Source organism: Pseudoalteromonas sp. NFXS53, from assembly GCF_056629255.1.
The window spans coordinates 562,018-577,830 of sequence record NZ_JBWVBR010000001.1 but is presented as its reverse complement, the minus strand read 5'-3'; the positions used below and the strand labels follow the sequence as shown (position 1 = coordinate 577,830).

The 15,813-nt window shown below is 35.2% G+C and carries 14 protein-coding genes; 5 read left to right on the top strand and 9 right to left on the bottom strand.

From position 1 onward, the window contains the following. Nucleotides 1-361: 361 nt before the first annotated feature. The 7 genes from AC1HJP_RS02315 to AC1HJP_RS02285 all read right to left on the bottom strand — a co-directional run bounded on the left by AC1HJP_RS02315 (nucleotide 362) and on the right by AC1HJP_RS02285 (nucleotide 6,039). A complete protein-coding gene (locus AC1HJP_RS02315) occupies nucleotides 362-1,066 on the bottom strand; it encodes a DUF3667 domain-containing protein (protein WP_480360097.1) in 705 nt (234 codons plus the stop codon). Nucleotides 1,067-1,545: 479 nt separating this feature from the next. Beyond that, entirely contained in the window at nucleotides 1,546-2,022 is a 477-nt protein-coding gene (locus tag AC1HJP_RS02310) for a hypothetical protein (RefSeq protein WP_480360095.1), read from the bottom strand. 122 nt (nucleotides 2,023-2,144) lie between these two features. After that, a complete protein-coding gene (locus tag AC1HJP_RS02305; protein ID WP_480360093.1) occupies nucleotides 2,145-2,843 on the bottom strand; it encodes a CPBP family intramembrane glutamic endopeptidase in 699 nt (232 codons plus the stop codon). Between the two features lie 99 nt (nucleotides 2,844-2,942). Continuing rightward, the gene (locus tag AC1HJP_RS02300) at nucleotides 2,943-3,815 is read right to left on the bottom strand and encodes a sensor domain-containing protein (protein WP_480360091.1); all 873 of its coding nucleotides are present in this window, start codon (nucleotides 3,813-3,815) and stop codon (nucleotides 2,943-2,945) included. Further along, the gene (locus AC1HJP_RS02295; protein ID WP_480360089.1) at nucleotides 3,808-4,197 is read right to left on the bottom strand and encodes a PadR family transcriptional regulator; all 390 of its coding nucleotides are present in this window, start codon (nucleotides 4,195-4,197) and stop codon (nucleotides 3,808-3,810) included. The genes AC1HJP_RS02300 and AC1HJP_RS02295 overlap by 8 nt, the downstream gene beginning before the upstream one ends. Before the next feature lie 142 nt (nucleotides 4,198-4,339). Continuing rightward, nucleotides 4,340-5,281 (bottom strand): AraC family transcriptional regulator, encoded by a 942-nt coding sequence (locus tag AC1HJP_RS02290; RefSeq protein WP_480360086.1) that lies wholly within the window; start codon nucleotides 5,279-5,281, stop codon nucleotides 4,340-4,342. 287 nt (nucleotides 5,282-5,568) lie between these two features. Continuing rightward, nucleotides 5,569-6,039, bottom strand: coding sequence for a hypothetical protein (locus AC1HJP_RS02285; protein ID WP_480360084.1), 471 nt, complete (start codon nucleotides 6,037-6,039; stop codon nucleotides 5,569-5,571). Nucleotides 6,040-6,819: 780 nt separating this feature from the next. On the opposite strand from AC1HJP_RS02285, the gene AC1HJP_RS02280 reads away from it, so the two are divergent. From AC1HJP_RS02280 to AC1HJP_RS02270, 3 genes are all read left to right on the top strand, one after another. Beyond that, the gene (locus AC1HJP_RS02280) at nucleotides 6,820-7,260 is read left to right on the top strand and encodes a hypothetical protein (RefSeq protein ID WP_480360082.1); all 441 of its coding nucleotides are present in this window, start codon (nucleotides 6,820-6,822) and stop codon (nucleotides 7,258-7,260) included. A 335-nt stretch (nucleotides 7,261-7,595) separates the two neighbouring features. Continuing rightward, nucleotides 7,596-8,510, top strand: a complete 915-nt coding sequence (locus AC1HJP_RS02275; RefSeq protein ID WP_480360080.1) for a toll/interleukin-1 receptor domain-containing protein — start codon at nucleotides 7,596-7,598, stop codon at nucleotides 8,508-8,510. A 197-nt stretch (nucleotides 8,511-8,707) separates the two neighbouring features. Next, nucleotides 8,708-9,532 carry a DUF2971 domain-containing protein gene (locus AC1HJP_RS02270; protein ID WP_480360078.1) on the top strand — a complete coding sequence of 275 codons (825 nt, stop codon included), beginning with the start codon at nucleotides 8,708-8,710 and terminating at the stop codon, nucleotides 9,530-9,532. A 643-nt stretch (nucleotides 9,533-10,175) separates the two neighbouring features. Here AC1HJP_RS02270 and AC1HJP_RS02265 read toward each other — a convergent pair. Continuing rightward, nucleotides 10,176-11,414: an aspartyl protease family protein gene (locus AC1HJP_RS02265; protein ID WP_480360076.1), complete on the bottom strand. Its 1,239-nt coding sequence runs from the start codon at nucleotides 11,412-11,414 to the stop codon at nucleotides 10,176-10,178. 438 nt (nucleotides 11,415-11,852) lie between these two features. On the opposite strand from AC1HJP_RS02265, the gene AC1HJP_RS02260 reads away from it, so the two are divergent. Together AC1HJP_RS02260 and AC1HJP_RS02255 are read left to right on the top strand one after the other, a co-directional pair. Next, on the top strand, nucleotides 11,853-12,635 hold the full coding sequence (locus AC1HJP_RS02260) for a dienelactone hydrolase family protein (RefSeq protein ID WP_480360074.1): 783 nt from the start codon (nucleotides 11,853-11,855) through the stop codon (nucleotides 12,633-12,635). Nucleotides 12,636-13,476: 841 nt separating this feature from the next. Next, nucleotides 13,477-15,045 (top strand): ATP-binding cassette domain-containing protein, encoded by a 1,569-nt coding sequence (locus AC1HJP_RS02255; RefSeq protein WP_480360072.1) that lies wholly within the window; start codon nucleotides 13,477-13,479, stop codon nucleotides 15,043-15,045. Nucleotides 15,046-15,390: 345 nt separating this feature from the next. On the opposite strand, the gene AC1HJP_RS02250 is transcribed toward AC1HJP_RS02255, so the two are convergent. Next, on the bottom strand, nucleotides 15,391-15,801 hold the full coding sequence (locus AC1HJP_RS02250; RefSeq protein WP_480360070.1) for a hypothetical protein: 411 nt from the start codon (nucleotides 15,799-15,801) through the stop codon (nucleotides 15,391-15,393). Nucleotides 15,802-15,813 lie beyond the last annotated feature (12 nt).

The following is a 15,813-nucleotide window of genomic DNA, read 5'->3' as shown; positions in this document are numbered from 1 at the left end:
TTCTACTTTTTTAATAATTGTAAGGAGATGCAATTAGTTCAAAGTTATTGTCTTAAAGTATTGAATTCAATTACATCGACTTAAGTACTTTTGTTGTAAGCTTACCCAGATTGTAAGTGTGATTTTATCGATATTACTGAAAAAATGGTGTGGTTTTCATCATTCAAGTAACTTGTGTATAGACATTATTCAGTAAGTAAGTTTGGAATGGGATTTGGCTAGTTTATGACGTTAAAAACATCCTCCGGATAATAGCTAAAAGAAAATCAATGTAAAATACTTGCTCGGGCATTATTCATAAAGCAGTGTCTAACACCTTTCAGCTAACTGAAAAACAAAGAGCGGAGTGATTAAGTAACTATTACTTAGAGAAATTAAGATTTGCTAAAATCACATCGAACATCAAACCCATACTTGCGATATAAACCAAGTAAAGAGCGCTTGATTTTAAAATTGTTATAGGCCATGAGGCCTGATACATTGTTTTAACAGCTATAACAAAATACCAAATAAAATACAGCAATATTGGTGCTTGAATCATTATAAGCCATGGATATTGTTCGTCTAACATCTCGAATGGACCCATAATAATTAAAGCTAAGTAACTCACTGTATGAATATGCAAAGAGAACACAATATTACTCACCATATAACTATGTGGGTAGAACGCTTTCATATAAAATGCGAACAATGGAAACAAAATAAACATAGCTTTAGAGTAAAGATCTATTGATGAAGACGAGTCCTCTTTAGAATCTAAAAAAAAATTCTGAAATGTCGAAAATAGTAGAAAGAATATCAAACTAACAACCAAGTAAAGCCTTAATGGCGGCGTATATTTAGCTCGCATACCCTGATCATACTCATGTGATGCTAAACCAGGTTTAATTAACAGTGTTTTAAGTGTACGTGACAGTCTACCATCAATATCCAATAACTCATGCACAGCTTCTTTTATAAACGGGATTAATGGTTGCCTTGTAGACTTAGTACTTTGCCCACACAAAGGACAGAAATGACTATTCTCACCCAAAATAGCTTGACAGTTTTTACACTTAAATTTCATATAATAGTTCAGCACCTACCGAAGAAATAACACGTTCATTAATGACTTCTATTCATTTAATATTAGTAACCGAATCTAATCGTGTGATTTTAAGAAATTTACATGCTCTCATGTACCTCTTATCTTAGGTAAAAATAGGTAGAAATAAAGGTATGATTCGCTAAATTGTAATTCACGTAGATGCTGAAGATTTCTTTTTTAATTAAACACAATAAATTCTACACCTACCAGCAAAGGTATAGCACATATTTATTCTATTTCATCCACAATTTGTCAAAGCTGCAAATATCACAGCTAAATTTTTGAAGGTAAGATCAAGTTGAACAAAAAGCAAAAGGATTTAACTCATAGCTAAAATCATGAGTTACAAGGAAAGCTTGCTTTTTCTCATTGTAAATTTCCCTATTTTAGTTAATGGAAAATTCTACTTATGAACTGTTTCATTTTTTGGGGAGTTACAACCAACCATTACTTTTCAATTAAGACAGGCTTTTAAGCGTTAAGTATATGCCTTCCTGAATATTAATTTCTCTTGCACTAAATGAAGAAGAAATCATGTAACTTAATTGGTCTTTGCTTTGTTTTAGGTAATCAATTTTCTCATTTTTGTTGATATCTACTCCAAGGTTTTCCCTTGCTTTGTTTCTTGGGAAACTCATAACTGCATATTCATCTGATGTGATTAAACCATTTTCTTTTAATTCTTTAGCTAGTTTACTCATCTCTTCTTCTGTCATAGAACTAACATTATACTTTTTAGAAAGTTCAGACTGTATTTGACCTGTATGTTTAGCTTTATCACTAATGGTTACTTTACTACTTGAGGTTTCGGTATGTGAAATTTTCTTATTATTTTCTTCTCTCAAGGGAGCTTTATTAATAGGCTCAAGGTTTCTATATAAATTTAACCTAAGAGTTTGCATGTTAAGTTTATTGCTGAGATTTTGATACTTCATAATTTATATATTATTTGTGTTGAGTTCAATGGTTGGATTAGTCATCTATATTTTTAAACTATAAAGCCGAGTTTATTTTATACTCGACTTTATAACTGTAACTATTCTAAGGTTTCCTTAAGTTAGTCCAAGCCGAGATACAAAGCTGTAAAACCCACTGAATCAACTACACCATGAACTAAAATAATTGGCCACAAACTTCTCTTTAAGAACAAATAAGAAATACCAAAAGACAAACCTATTAAGCCAGTCAATACAACCCCTCTTATACCTTGATAGTCATAATGACCGTAACCAAAAATAAGAGCTGGTATCAGAACTGCAATTACCGTTGAGATAAATGAACTAGGCAATGCCTCTTTCAGCCTTGTAACTAAATACCCTCGGAAAAACATTTCTTCCCCGAATGCTGCCGATACCCAAATAATACCCAGCCACATCAGAAACTTTGGTAAGTTGCCTCTTACTTCTCCAAAGCGACCTTCAACACCTTCTGAGACTTTCATTAATGCTTCAATTTGGAAGACATTTGCAAGAACCAATACTGTGCCAACCGCTAAAACAAAACCTACAGAAACAAGTAAAGCTTGAGGTATGACCATTAATTTAGGTTTCAACCCAACAAGTGGCTTAAGACCATACTCAGACCAAGACTTACCTTGAGAATACATATATTTCGTGAGTACTAACAGAGTAAGGATTAAAGTAACAGGTCCTGCATATTTTGGGATCCACTGCAAAGCTAACGCCTTCGTCCCCAATGCAAAAACTACAAAAAATAGAATTTCTAATAAAACAAACTTTCGACTTGAAGAAGTCATAGTGATACCTCAATCATGTTAATTAAGATTTAAAACCGCTAATTCTTTAAGTACCGTTGGGTCAAAAGACGGGTTCTGAGTAAAATATGTTCGAATGAATCATCGCTGTATAAGTAATGAACTTGCAATGCTGGTATGAAGGATCACCAGTATTCTTGCAATGTGCATAGATAAAGTCACCCCAATCATTCCTACAATCGTCGTAACAGGCATCCAATACCAATTAATGTCAATTGCAAACTGTGGAGCTAATATATGAACTAACGGATCTACTATTGGTGTAGCTATTAGTGCTAGCGAACTGACAAAAAGCACACACACCGCTGTAAAATATGTTGCACTCAATGGAAGGTTCAGCACACTATAAAGTACGACACGCCAATTATGTGTAGATTTCAATGTTCTTTTAATAACCTGCGGCACACGGGGTTCAGATGAGTCAAGTCTAGCTTCTCGGCCTGGTCGCCTCGGCATTCGAATATTGAGAAAATTATTAATTAACAGACCTTCAATTAGGGCTATGTAAGGTTGCGTTTTGAGAAATAGTGTAAGGAAAGGTAGCCCGACAAATAACAATGAAAGAAGTAGTGCTGGCACACCAAATAACATAGTCCAACCAAAGTACAAAATACTTAATGGGAATGAGACAAAAAAATAGCTTAAGACTTTGTAATCCTTAAAACTTGATAAAGGTTGAAAAAAGCCATTGAAATTTGTTTTTTTAGATTCATTACCATATAGAAAGGCCTTAGAGTCCTCTTCTAATCGAATGTACTGAAGCGCAACCTCTTGTGGGTTACCAAATGATTCTATAAGTTTATTAAGATCAGCATTTTTATCATTCTCAAACGCCTCAAAAAAATGGTTTTCAACGTCATAAAGTGCATCTTGAATCAAACCATTGGATTGACCATTCAATGCTTCTTTTAACTCATCTAAATACTTTTGAATTTCATCGTAATGTTTACTCATTATACTCACCCAAACCTATAATTTTATTAACTTGAGCCTGGGTTTCACACCATGCAGACAACCATTGCTCAAGAACTTTTCTACCTAATACCGAGATACTGAAGTACTTTCTAGGAGGCCCGCTTTCAGACAATTTAACTTCACAGTCAAGTAGACCTTTGCTGTGAAGATTTCGAAGCACAGGATAAATTGCACCTTGCTTACCATCATTTCCCAACTGCAAGGCATGAGCAATTTCATAGCCATACATAGGTGATTTTGATTTGTTAATCACAGATAAGAGCATTAATGCAACCGTGCCCGAACTCAGTTCCTTCTTGAACTTTTTCACCTGCTTTTCTAAAACTTCAGCTTCATTGATTTCAATATTATTAATACTCATAAATCTAGTGTTAAGTTAACAGTAGCTACACACTAACACTATTATCAACTTAACACTAGTGTTAAGTTACCACTAGTTTGTTTTTTCTAATTTCTTATAAAATTCCAAATAATCAGGTTTAGTTACTTTAAGAAAAGCGATTCTAAACAATGCTCATATTACGAACATCTCTAGGGTTTGTACCCATTACTTTTTTGAACGCTCTAGAAAAAGCTGACTCAGATTGATACCCAACATCTAAAGCGATAGTTATGATTGATTCTTTACCCAGTAAAAGCTTTTTATAAGCAAGCTTCATTCTACATTCAGTCAAATAATCAATAGGAGTGCTACCAATTAACTTTTTAAACTGATTAATGAAACTGGTCCTTGACATACCTATCAACTTAGCCAATTCATCAAGGCTCCAATGCTTTTCTGGATAAGCATGGATAAGTTCAAGTGAGTAACCTATACGTTCATCTTCAAGCGCATTTAACCAACCTTGTAGTTCGGTTCCCTCGCTGTTCAAATAATTCCGAATAGCGTTAACCAGCATTAAATCAAATAGCTTTGAAATAACAGTTTGTGACGCAATATCCATATTCATCACTTCATTTTGTAATAACCCATACAGTTTGAATAATGAACTATCCTTAGTATTATCTTTTTGAGAAGTAGTAATATGTGAAGGAAAAACTGCCATCAAGTTTAAACTATTTAGATCTTTAAACTCGACCGCACCACAAATCAGATTTGTTCTAGAACCGGTACCTCCAAACTCCAATTGTTCGTATCTAGTTGAAACTTTTTTAATAGGAAGTTTGGAAAGAGGTGTGACTGTATTACATTGACCATCGGATAATATATGTCCCTCACCTTTAGGAAATAAAATGAAATCTCCTTGTTTAACTACAATCTTTTGATGTCCGATTCTAAATACCGCAGTTCCTGATATACAAAAGTGGAACATAATACAATTTACAATTGGAGGCATTTCTAATGCCCAGGGCATACTAAGTGTTGAATGTGCTAAGAAAACATTTTTCATTCCTAGCTTGTTTATAAACCGCCCAACTTGATCAGCCTCAAGACGCTCTGACATTCTTTTCCTGTAATCAAAAAGCATAAACTTACAACCTTTCTAAAAACTCAAACTAAATACAAAAAAACCGAATCACAGTCCTTGATTAGTTAAGTAAAGAGGATAATCAGTAGGGTTTTATAAGCCTCCCTAAATAATGCGCCATTAATAGTAATAATGAGTCCGCTGATAAATTCTTTTAAGATCTTAATAACTCAATAAATGCTATTTTAAATAAAGAGTGCCCTCTTACTTAATAACTAAAACACTCTTTGTTGATTGGGGTTAATTACGAAACTTATATCTAATTAGAGATACTCTATCGAGTAAGAGCTGTATCTCACTAAACCACCCTCTTCCACCCCTGGAACATTACAAGTAAGTACTCCTCTAGCATCCTCAGAGCCAAAGAAATGTGAACCTGTAGCTAAGAGATTTAAACCAGCTTCAGCACTACTAGTTTTACTATTAGAAAGGACTGCCGTTGATTTAGAGCTATAAAATGTCACAAAACAATTACTGCTTTGCCTTTCTTTCATATCAGACAAATACATGTTTACAGTAACGTCTTGAACATCAACTTCAGAACGCATAGGGATCGAACAATATAAAATGTCATAATTCGGAGAGCGATTAGTCACTGTGCCCTTAGAATAGTCAATCTCTGCGTTGCCATACTTTAATTCACAAGATGAGGCATTGTATGTGTCTTTATTAGACTCAGCTTGTGCATATGAAGAGGCACCTAAAACTAGTAATGCTAAGAGAGTTTTATTCATTTTTTTTCCTTTTATACAACTAAACATTTGTTAATTATTATTGAATCAGTTGTAATGGCAATTGATTTCATCGTTTCTGAACTGCCTGCATGGAATTATGTTTTATCTGCAAGATTTAGACATGAATGATTCAGAAGAAGTGTAAAAAGGCATAGTTTTACGATTGCCTTTTCAATAAAAGAACGGCTAAAAAATTTCAATTTTATGAATCACTCAAACTCGATATATGAGTCTAAAAATTGACATTAATTTTCAATGCTTTCAGGTAAGTTGCTATAAAGAAGATCACTACAGCTCTCCAGGGGAGAGCTGTGAAATCGAAAAGCTATAACATCAACTACAAAGAGTTAATTTTATAAGGCGGTCATGTATTACCACATGCGAATGTTGATGTTGTAAGTATTTGAATATCAGAGCGGTGAAAACTTGAACAATACAAATGAAATGCAGGTTATGCTCTTTTGTTTAAAAAATGTAGCATATTGATTTTAATAACTTATCATGGCTTGTTGAGTTGAACTACACAACACATTCATGCTTGAACGTTAACGAACTCACTTAGGCCCAATAAATCATTAAAGTCACACCGAGTATGGTTGGTGATAAATTAAGTAATACTTGCCTGATAACATGTTAGTTGCCTTTTAAATTATTAATAAAGCCAAGTGAGAGTTGGCTCTCATTAAATATGTTACCGTTAATTGAAAACAAAGGTGTAACTCTTTCAGAAATTAAAAGTGTTGTTATCGTTTAAGCATCAGTAATTAATGTGAAAAAAGCATGCTTCAATCGAACTATACAAGCTCTGAACTCCGCTACTCGGTTTACTTTTTAGAAAGAATCTCAGCCCAACTACAAAACCTTGAAAAACTATATCTTCGCTATTGCTCATATAAAGCTACATTCGATTCAGTGAAACGAAATAACACAATTCAACTCAAAAAAAATTCTCTTATTCAAAGCTCTGAAAAATCAGAGCATAAAGATAACGAAGTACTGTTTAATCAAGGAGTAGAGTCTATTTATAGATTAGAGTCATATTTTGACCTGAACAACTCAATTATCAAATTTAAGCAAGGTGAATGCTCTCTCCAATTCCCTTATGAAAACTTAAATATACTCCATGAAACCTACAAACATATCTCTGATATAGCAAAGGATATATATCAATCTCTATCTTTGGCGGAATCAGTATTTATAAATAATGAGCATAGCTCTTAAGATTGAGGAGCCGTTAAATTTTAACAGTGATTCAAGTTGTTATTAAACCTTTTAAATTTGAATAATTAATCGTAAAAGTTATGTTCTGGACAACAAATATACAGGAAGTTTTTTCTACTAAATGTGATTCAAAAAACGTTAAATTAAGAATGGTTCTATAAATAAGGCTAGCAATCTTGCCAATAGCGAACCTTCGTGTAACTTGTTTCTGCCCCAAAGTTAATTTGAGTATTAGGCCGTATACATCGCCTAAATGTAATTTGACATACTTGTTCTTATGTTATTAAAGTGTCAGTAATATTAGGGATTTATGAGCAAAAAAAGGAAGTAAAAATATGAAGACTGATCTATTCATTTCTTACGCATGGACATCAGAAGGTCATCGAGAGTGGGTCCGTCTATTAGCAAACCAACTTCACCTTATTGGGTATACTATAAAAATTGATGAGGTTGTTGATTATGGATCAAGCCTCAGTGGCTTCATGAGAGAGGTTACTGAAGCTAAACATGTGCTGTTGATTGTAGACGAAAACTATGTCGAGCGAGCAAATAATCAACCATATTCAGGTGTTGGTATCGAAAGCAAATGGATAAGTGAAGCTTTTGCTAGCAAGCCAGCTACATGGTTGTCAGTTCTTTTTGTGCGAAACCCTGAGTATAAATTACCTGAGTGGCTTAAGAAATATAACCCTAAAGGTTTTGACTTTAATTCCCTCCCTAACAAAAATGAGTTCCCAGGGGCAGTTCAGATTGATGCGATCTGGCGTTGGATTGAGGGTCTACCCACAGATAAAACGCATGCAGTTCCATTATCAGTAATTCATAGACGTGCTGCACGACTTGAAAGAATAGATGCTTTAGCCGATCCAGGTAATTACGTTAATCCATCCCTTGATGGTCGTGTGACTTTTTACTACAAAGAGCATCCGCACTACACTGTTGGTAATGGTGAATACCAATTTAAAATAATGTTCAGTGGGTGTTCAAATCAGAGTGTCTATCTCTATACAGATGCAGGCCTCAAAGCCATCGGGTTAATTACTAATCAAGAGGCCCCCATCAATACTTTAGAGTCATTTTTAACGAATGGAAGGAGTATCAAACCAAAGGTTGGGCAGAGAGCTATTCTTTTGAATACAGACGGAACTCTCTGTGTTCTAACAATTGATGAAGTGCAACCCGAAGTTAATGAAAAAGAGTACATACCTGAGCATGTCACGTTCACTTATCAAGTTATGAAAAACTATTGACGAGACGTCCAAGCCTACGATCAAGATTATAGCTTCAGTGAGACTAACGTTGGCTCAACCTTTGTCCATCGGTGGGTTATAATCTTTGTTTAGATTTGTTGATGCTCTACAACACCAAGTGGTGATTTGACCAAATTTTCCTAATGCCTGTATGATACTGAATGCATCAATCAGTTTTAGTGTAGGGGAGAAAAACTTTGAGTGTTAAGTATCTATATCAATATCGCTCATTCACATCTGACAAAAATAGGCATGTGAACAACTTGATAAATAACGAGCTGTCTTTTTCCATAGGTGAAACCTTTAATGATCCATTCGATGCAACACTTCTCTTTCCGTCTATCTTTGCTACAGACATCACGTTAGCACGATACATTGATAATAATTTTCAACATATTATTGATATAAGATCTCAAGCGGAGAATAGACATCCTGAACAAATTAAGCATGAACTAATGCAAAAACTGGCTAAACCTGATGGGCAGAAGATAATTCTAGAGAAATATAGAGAACCAATTCAAGAAAGGATGTGTGACTCATACATATCATGCCTCTCTACTAGTTCACGAAATCCACTTCTCTGGGCTCACTATGGGGATAACCACCGAGGTTTTTGTATAAGGTATCACTTTGAAAAACTGGTAGCTTCATTGCCATTACGGTTCCACGATGAAGTGAGTTACACAGATACCCCAATGAACTTCCTCGATATTGTTAGTAGTTATAATATTGAGAAACAAGTAGATAGGCTGTTAGTTCAAAAATCAAAACACTGGAAATACGAGAAAGAGTATCGTTTGATACTCGAAAAGCGTCGGACAAAATCACTAGAGAAGCATTCAACTCAATCGTTTAACCCTGAAGCTGTTGATATGGTGCTGTTTGGATTAAAAGCTTCTTCTGAGCATAAGAGTAACTTGTTTTCAAAGTTGGAAGGTAACGGTATTCTATGCAAAGAAATGCTTGCTGATAGTATGGGGTTCGAGTTATTTCCAAACACAGGAACATATTCACCATCATAATGCGGCTTTGGAAATCAATGGGATCAGTGTCTTTGGTTTCGTAAGTGTCATTTAAAGGTTACTTCTGGAACAGAACCGCCCATAGCCTCTAACTCATTTTTGTCCAAAATCTTTTTAGAGCAACTGTTTTCTTTTCGCTCTTTGCCGATATGTACTTTGCTGGACGAAAACTATAGGTAACCGAAGTCAGGAGCATGGTAAGCTATCCACTGATGACCATGAGTTCCAGTAGAAGCTTGATGTTTTGGCTCTGGCTTACAAGCTAGGAAATGTGACAGAAACTTCCCACCTTAGTGCTCTCTCCCACGATACAACTTAACGCCATCGTAAGCTTAAAAATAAGGTGGAATAAAATAGTTAAAACATCAGGAAGCGCAAAACCTCTATCACAAAATCGTGCTAACAGAGCTATTGAGGTAATCGTCGAACTCTCACAAGCTAGCCCACTCATGGGACAATGCACAGTGTAACGATTTGTAAAACTTGCTGAAACTGGGCAGTGTGATTACGTCAAAACAGCTTGGCACTCATACCATGAGTATCTCTTGGTAATCACACTTATTAAGCTAATATTTTAAATCGCTCAAACTCGATATATAGCTCTAAAAAATTAAAATTATTTTCAGAGCCTTTATACATGTTGTTATTTTGAAAATCCTAAAATCGGTTTAGCTTGAACAATCTTACAAGTTGAATCTTTTAAACAAAACTCAAACATTCCTTCTTTTGAAGCCATCATGAGCCATTCGTCGACAGAAATATTCTCTGCACTTAGACCATTAATTTTATTGACTTCATCGCCAATCTGAAAATTTAGCTCTTTTGCTGGTAAATCTGGGGAACTAAAAACCACAACAAAATTCCCATTCTGTAGCTTCCTTAATTCTAAACCGACCAAGTTATGTTGACTCTTAAAAGTCTGCCCTTCTCGTTCGATAAATCCTAACTTCTTAGCTGGATAGTCCACAATAATTTCATATTGACTCAACAAAGCACTACCAAATGTCCAAAAATCGTCTTCTTCTTCCTCTATAATGTTCGTCAAAACATTACTAAATTTAAGACCTTCTACTTCAACTTGAGGAGTGTTTGCTTTTAAATGATTAGCCATCCCACTTAAACTATAGCCAGCGGATCTTATAGTTGGGTTTGGAAAAACCTTTCCATCTGAAAAATACGCATCATTTATACTCATATGATACCTGCTGCCGGTATCGAGGATAAGATTACGCTCTAATACATGGTCCGAAAATGTAATTTTGACGTCGAAACTTATTTTTCCAAAAAAAGTATCAAATGTTGTCCACGTTACTTCCTTTTTTTTCAAAAAGGAGGGCAATGATTCATAAACAGAAATCCTGCTCGAGTCTCGATCAAAGTACCAAACTAAGTCTTTTAAAAGATCATTACCAATTACACCATCAAATCCTACCTGATCAGGTCTGATAAAAAACTTAGTTTTAGAAATAGGTATGTAACCAAAGTTAACGTTATGAAATGAAATTGAGCCAAGATTAACTTCTTCGACTTTGGTTTGATACGCTGCGGTATATTGATGACCACCAAAGCCTCCGACCTTTAATTCGTAACCTTTTTTTAAGTTAAGTGTATTTATTTTTTCTGTATCGAAAATCATCGATATAGATGAACCTGTATCTATTAGAAACTTGAGATTCTTAACACCGTTGATTGAAGCATAAACATATGGTTTAGCATAAACGTAATCGGCCTCAGGTGTTGTACTTCTTTCTTTATTGTTCCACACAGGCTTGAGGTCGTTGTTCGCATTCATTAAGCGAACTTTATTCATTACATCACATCCACTTAACGTAACGCTCAGTGCAATAGTTGCTAGTGTCAGGTAAGTATTTTTGAACAACATTGTAATCTCCACTCTACTTTTAAAAAGAAGTTTAAGCTGAAAAGGGAAGGAAGTATGTGCTTGGGATACGTTTACGATTGCAGATAGTACACAAATCTCGCAAAGCCTTAATTCAAACCAATCTCTAAGGTTGTGGTATTGTTTCTTTCCCCCTTTTGATATGAATAGCTTTTCCTATTTAAGTCTCGTTTTATACACAACTAAACGTAGATATAAAGACAACATTAACAACCTTTATGTACGGTCAGTCATAAGAAAAGAAACATCTGCAAACAATTAAATGACTAAAAGAATAAATTAAAAAAGCAATCTTCACGTTCATTTTCAATTTACCGAGGAAGGCAAATTCTTGAGAAATTAACATTAATTGATTTCTTTTATTAACTAGAAACTTTGGCTGGTGTTATTCGATATCAGCTTTCAAATAAAGAGGCTAATATGATGAGCAACAAAATGATTCATCTACTCGGAGTGATTCTTTTAATATCCTCATTAAATGCAAACTCAGCTACAAGAGTCAGTCCTATAAATTATGATACTCATGATGGAAAAGTAATGAGAGGATTCATTATGCAAAATGAGAAAACATCGAAAGATGCCCCCATCGCTATTCTAATGCATGGAATGAAAACACATTTTTTTCATTGGTTTGCTAGTTCAGGACCGATGTACGGACAACAATTGGCACAGTCTTTTTTAGACAAAGGGTACAGAGTAGTTGCATTAGATGCGCGCTGGCATGGTTATACTAGAAAAGAAGGAAGCCCCGATACAGCACTAACAAAAGCTAAACTTGGCTTTACTGGTGATTATTATGCCATGATTAAAAATAGCGTAAAAGATTATGAGTATGTCTTAGGACGGTTATCTAAGAACTTCAAAGAAGCACGTCATATCGTCGCTGTTGGCTATAGTATGGGGGCTCAAATGGCAATCATGTTAGCTGCAAACAATCCTGAAATAACCCACCTAATTACTATGGTTCCGCCACATACAGGTAGTTTGAAGGAGGTCAGTACTGTTGAATTTGCAAAGAAAGCAAAGGTAGAAAACTGGTTGCTACTCATGGCAAATGAAGATGATTATAGCTCCCCAGAAGAAAATGATGAGATCGAAAAAGCTATAACTTCTTCGTACAAACGAGTTGATTTTGAAGGCGGTCATGTATTACCAAAGGCCTATGTTGATGTTGTGAGTAATTGGGTATCAAAGCTGAAATAACTTAAAGTGAAATATAGTTTATGCTCTTTTTTTAAAATTGAGCATAAGCCTTTGATTTTATTATTTAAAGAATTTTTTGAATTACAATAGCAAACGTAACTCGCACATTACCGAGATAATTTAAGCCGAGAACATATTAAAAGTCACTCACCCAGCGGTCTTTAATAGACAAAGCAATAGCACCCTAAAAACATATCAGTTGCCTTTTAATTATAAATAATGCCGAATGAGAATTGTCTCCAATTCAGTATGTTACAGTTCATTGAAAGCAAAGGTATAACTCTTTCAGAAATGAACAATGTTGGTATCAATAAGTATCAATAAGTATCAATAAGTATCAATAAGTATCAATAATTGATGTCAAAAAAGCATGCTGAAGTCAATCTATGCTCTCTGCCACTCAGTTAAATTTCTAAAAAGAGTCTCAGCCTAACTAGAAAGTCTTGAGAAGCTAAGTCTCTCTATAGCTCAAATAAAGCAAGCACTGACACAATCAGGCTCAAAAACTATGTACTATACAATTTACGTCATTTCCCCACCAAAAGTCGTGTGAAAAGTATTTTTCTTGTACTATGTACCTTGACTTGAGAAGGGTCGATACAGTAGAGTTTTTCACCTACTTCTTAAGGAGATTACGCCGATATGAACAACTAAACCTGTCATCCATTTTTTCATTTTATTTTTGGATTTACAGGGTTAGTAGGCGTAGCTCACTTTCAATTGTTTCTATATAAGAATACTCTCATAATTTTGCGCTTAAATATTATCGAGGATTTGTATTGTTCTTATTTTTTGAATTATCTAGCTGCGGCTGTTGTCCCTGTCATACAGGAGGCAAATTATGCCATTATTACAGACTCATAACATAAGTCATTATTTTGACAACGGCGAAATGCTGTTTCAACAATTGTCATGTTCTATGACCAACAACCGTGTCGGCTTAGTTGGCCGTAACGGTGTTGGTAAATCGATACTTGCTTCGATCTTAAGTGGAGAGCAACAACCGTCAAGTGGAACTGTCACGCTACCTAAGTCACTTGGGCTGTATTTTCAACAGCCATCTCAGTTACTATCAGCCAAGCTTTCTATTGCCCAGTTTTTGGGTAAAAACGAGGTGCTTAGAGCGATAAATCATGTTGAATTAGGTGATTGTTCACAGCATTGGTTTGATATAATTAAGGAGCAATGGGATTTACCCTTGCAGCTCACTCGGCAACTTAAAGAGCTGGGGTTGCCACAAGACACTGATTTACCTTGCGATAAACTGAGTGGAGGTCAATTAGCACGATTACAACTATGGAAGTTGTTTGAAAGCAACGTTGAATTGCTGATCCTTGATGAACCATCTAACCATCTTGATTCGCATGCAAAGAAGTGGTTACTAGAATCAATGCGTGCATTCAAAGGTGCTATTTTACTTGTCAGTCATGACCGAATGTTATTACGCGAAATGAACGAGGTTTGGGAGTTGTCTGGACTTGGATTACAAGTATTTGGTGGAAATTATGATGTTTACTCTAAACAAAAAAATGCCGAGTTAAAAGCTGTAGAGCGAAAACTAGCAAGTGTTGATAAGCAAAGGAAAAAGCTGGAATTGCAAGCTCAGAAAAACCTTGAAAAAGCTGAGCAAAGAGTCGCACAAGGCACTAAGTTACGTCTGGAAGGGAGTCAGCCCAAAGTCCTAATTGATGGAAAAAAGGACAAAGCATCCGCCCGAGCTTCTAATCGCAATAAAAATGAACAACTTCGCCGAACTCACTTACTAGATAAAGCTTTTTCATTAAATGCAAAAAAAGAGCAGTTGCAACAACAAAAACTCTACCTGGAGGACAACCCAAGCCGCTTACGCAAAGTGATTTCAATTCTTCAAGGGGTAATACCTTTTGGTAGTAAAGAGCCTATCTCATTGCAAGTATATGCCAATGATAAGATACATCTCATAGGTAAAAACGGTAGTGGTAAATCAACTCTGCTAAAAACACTAATCGGTGAGATTTCGCTTCATCAAGGAAGTCTACAACTGAATACGCCATTGTATTATCTTGATCAGCAATTTGGTGTCATTCGAGCTGAATTGTCGATACTTGAGAACTTGATAAAACAGTGCATTGGCATGAAAGAGAGTGATGCCAGAACATTATTGGCAGGTATTGGTTTTCGCCGGGATAGTGTATTTCGTCTTGGTCATGTGCTCAGCGGCGGAGAAAAGATGAAGTTAGCCATGCTTATTGTTAGTCATCAGCCAGAGCAACCTTTACTACTTCTCGATGAGCCAGACAATCATCTCGACCTTGATTCGAAAACAATGCTGGCGCAAGCTCTAAGTAATTACCGTGGTGTTTTTGTTCTCGTTAGCCATGATATTGACTTTGCAAGAGAATCAGGAGTACAGATACAAATCACTTTGTAACTTTCCTTGAATTCCTAACAGAACATTTATGGGGTAAAATGAAGTAGACACAGAGTGAGTTTGTGACAGCAAACGCAACTGTTTCTGTTTTCTTTGCTTATAAGACCCTGAGTCAGTGAAGAAATCACTGACTCAGGTGAATTAGTCTCGACTTGATCTGACATTTTTAACAACAGAGTTTGAAAAGGTACTTTCTAAATGATTGTTAGTGAGGTCGTTAACCACTTTTAGTTAACTATGAGATGAAATCCAAACTTGTTTATAAAACTGCAACGTAAGAGCCCCTGAAAAATACCAAGCATATAAAACATCTTTAATTAAATGAAAATTTCATAAGGCTGTTCGTCAAGCCTTCACTTCAATAGCACTATATATATCTGTTCCGTCAATTTCATTTAGTCGATTAAATACCCCCTCAAGAATATGAGTTTCTTTTCCTATACTTTTATTAAACTCAATTGACTTCTCAACCTGATCCATTAAGTTAATCTTTATATGTTTAATTGCGTGACGATTATTATCGTAATCTTGAAGCACATCCGGAGATATAAAAGGAACAACATCAAGAAGTTTATTTTCACCAGACTTTATGAGCCTGTTAATGTCTTCAATGGAGATATTTCTAACATCAACTTTCGAATGTGTATCTAACCCTTGACTACCTGTTAAGCTTTTTTTGCTTTGAACTTCGACTTTATTATCAGAACTATAACTTCGTGTATATGATGAGCTACCTTCAACTGACTTAATATTCATTATCGACTTCTC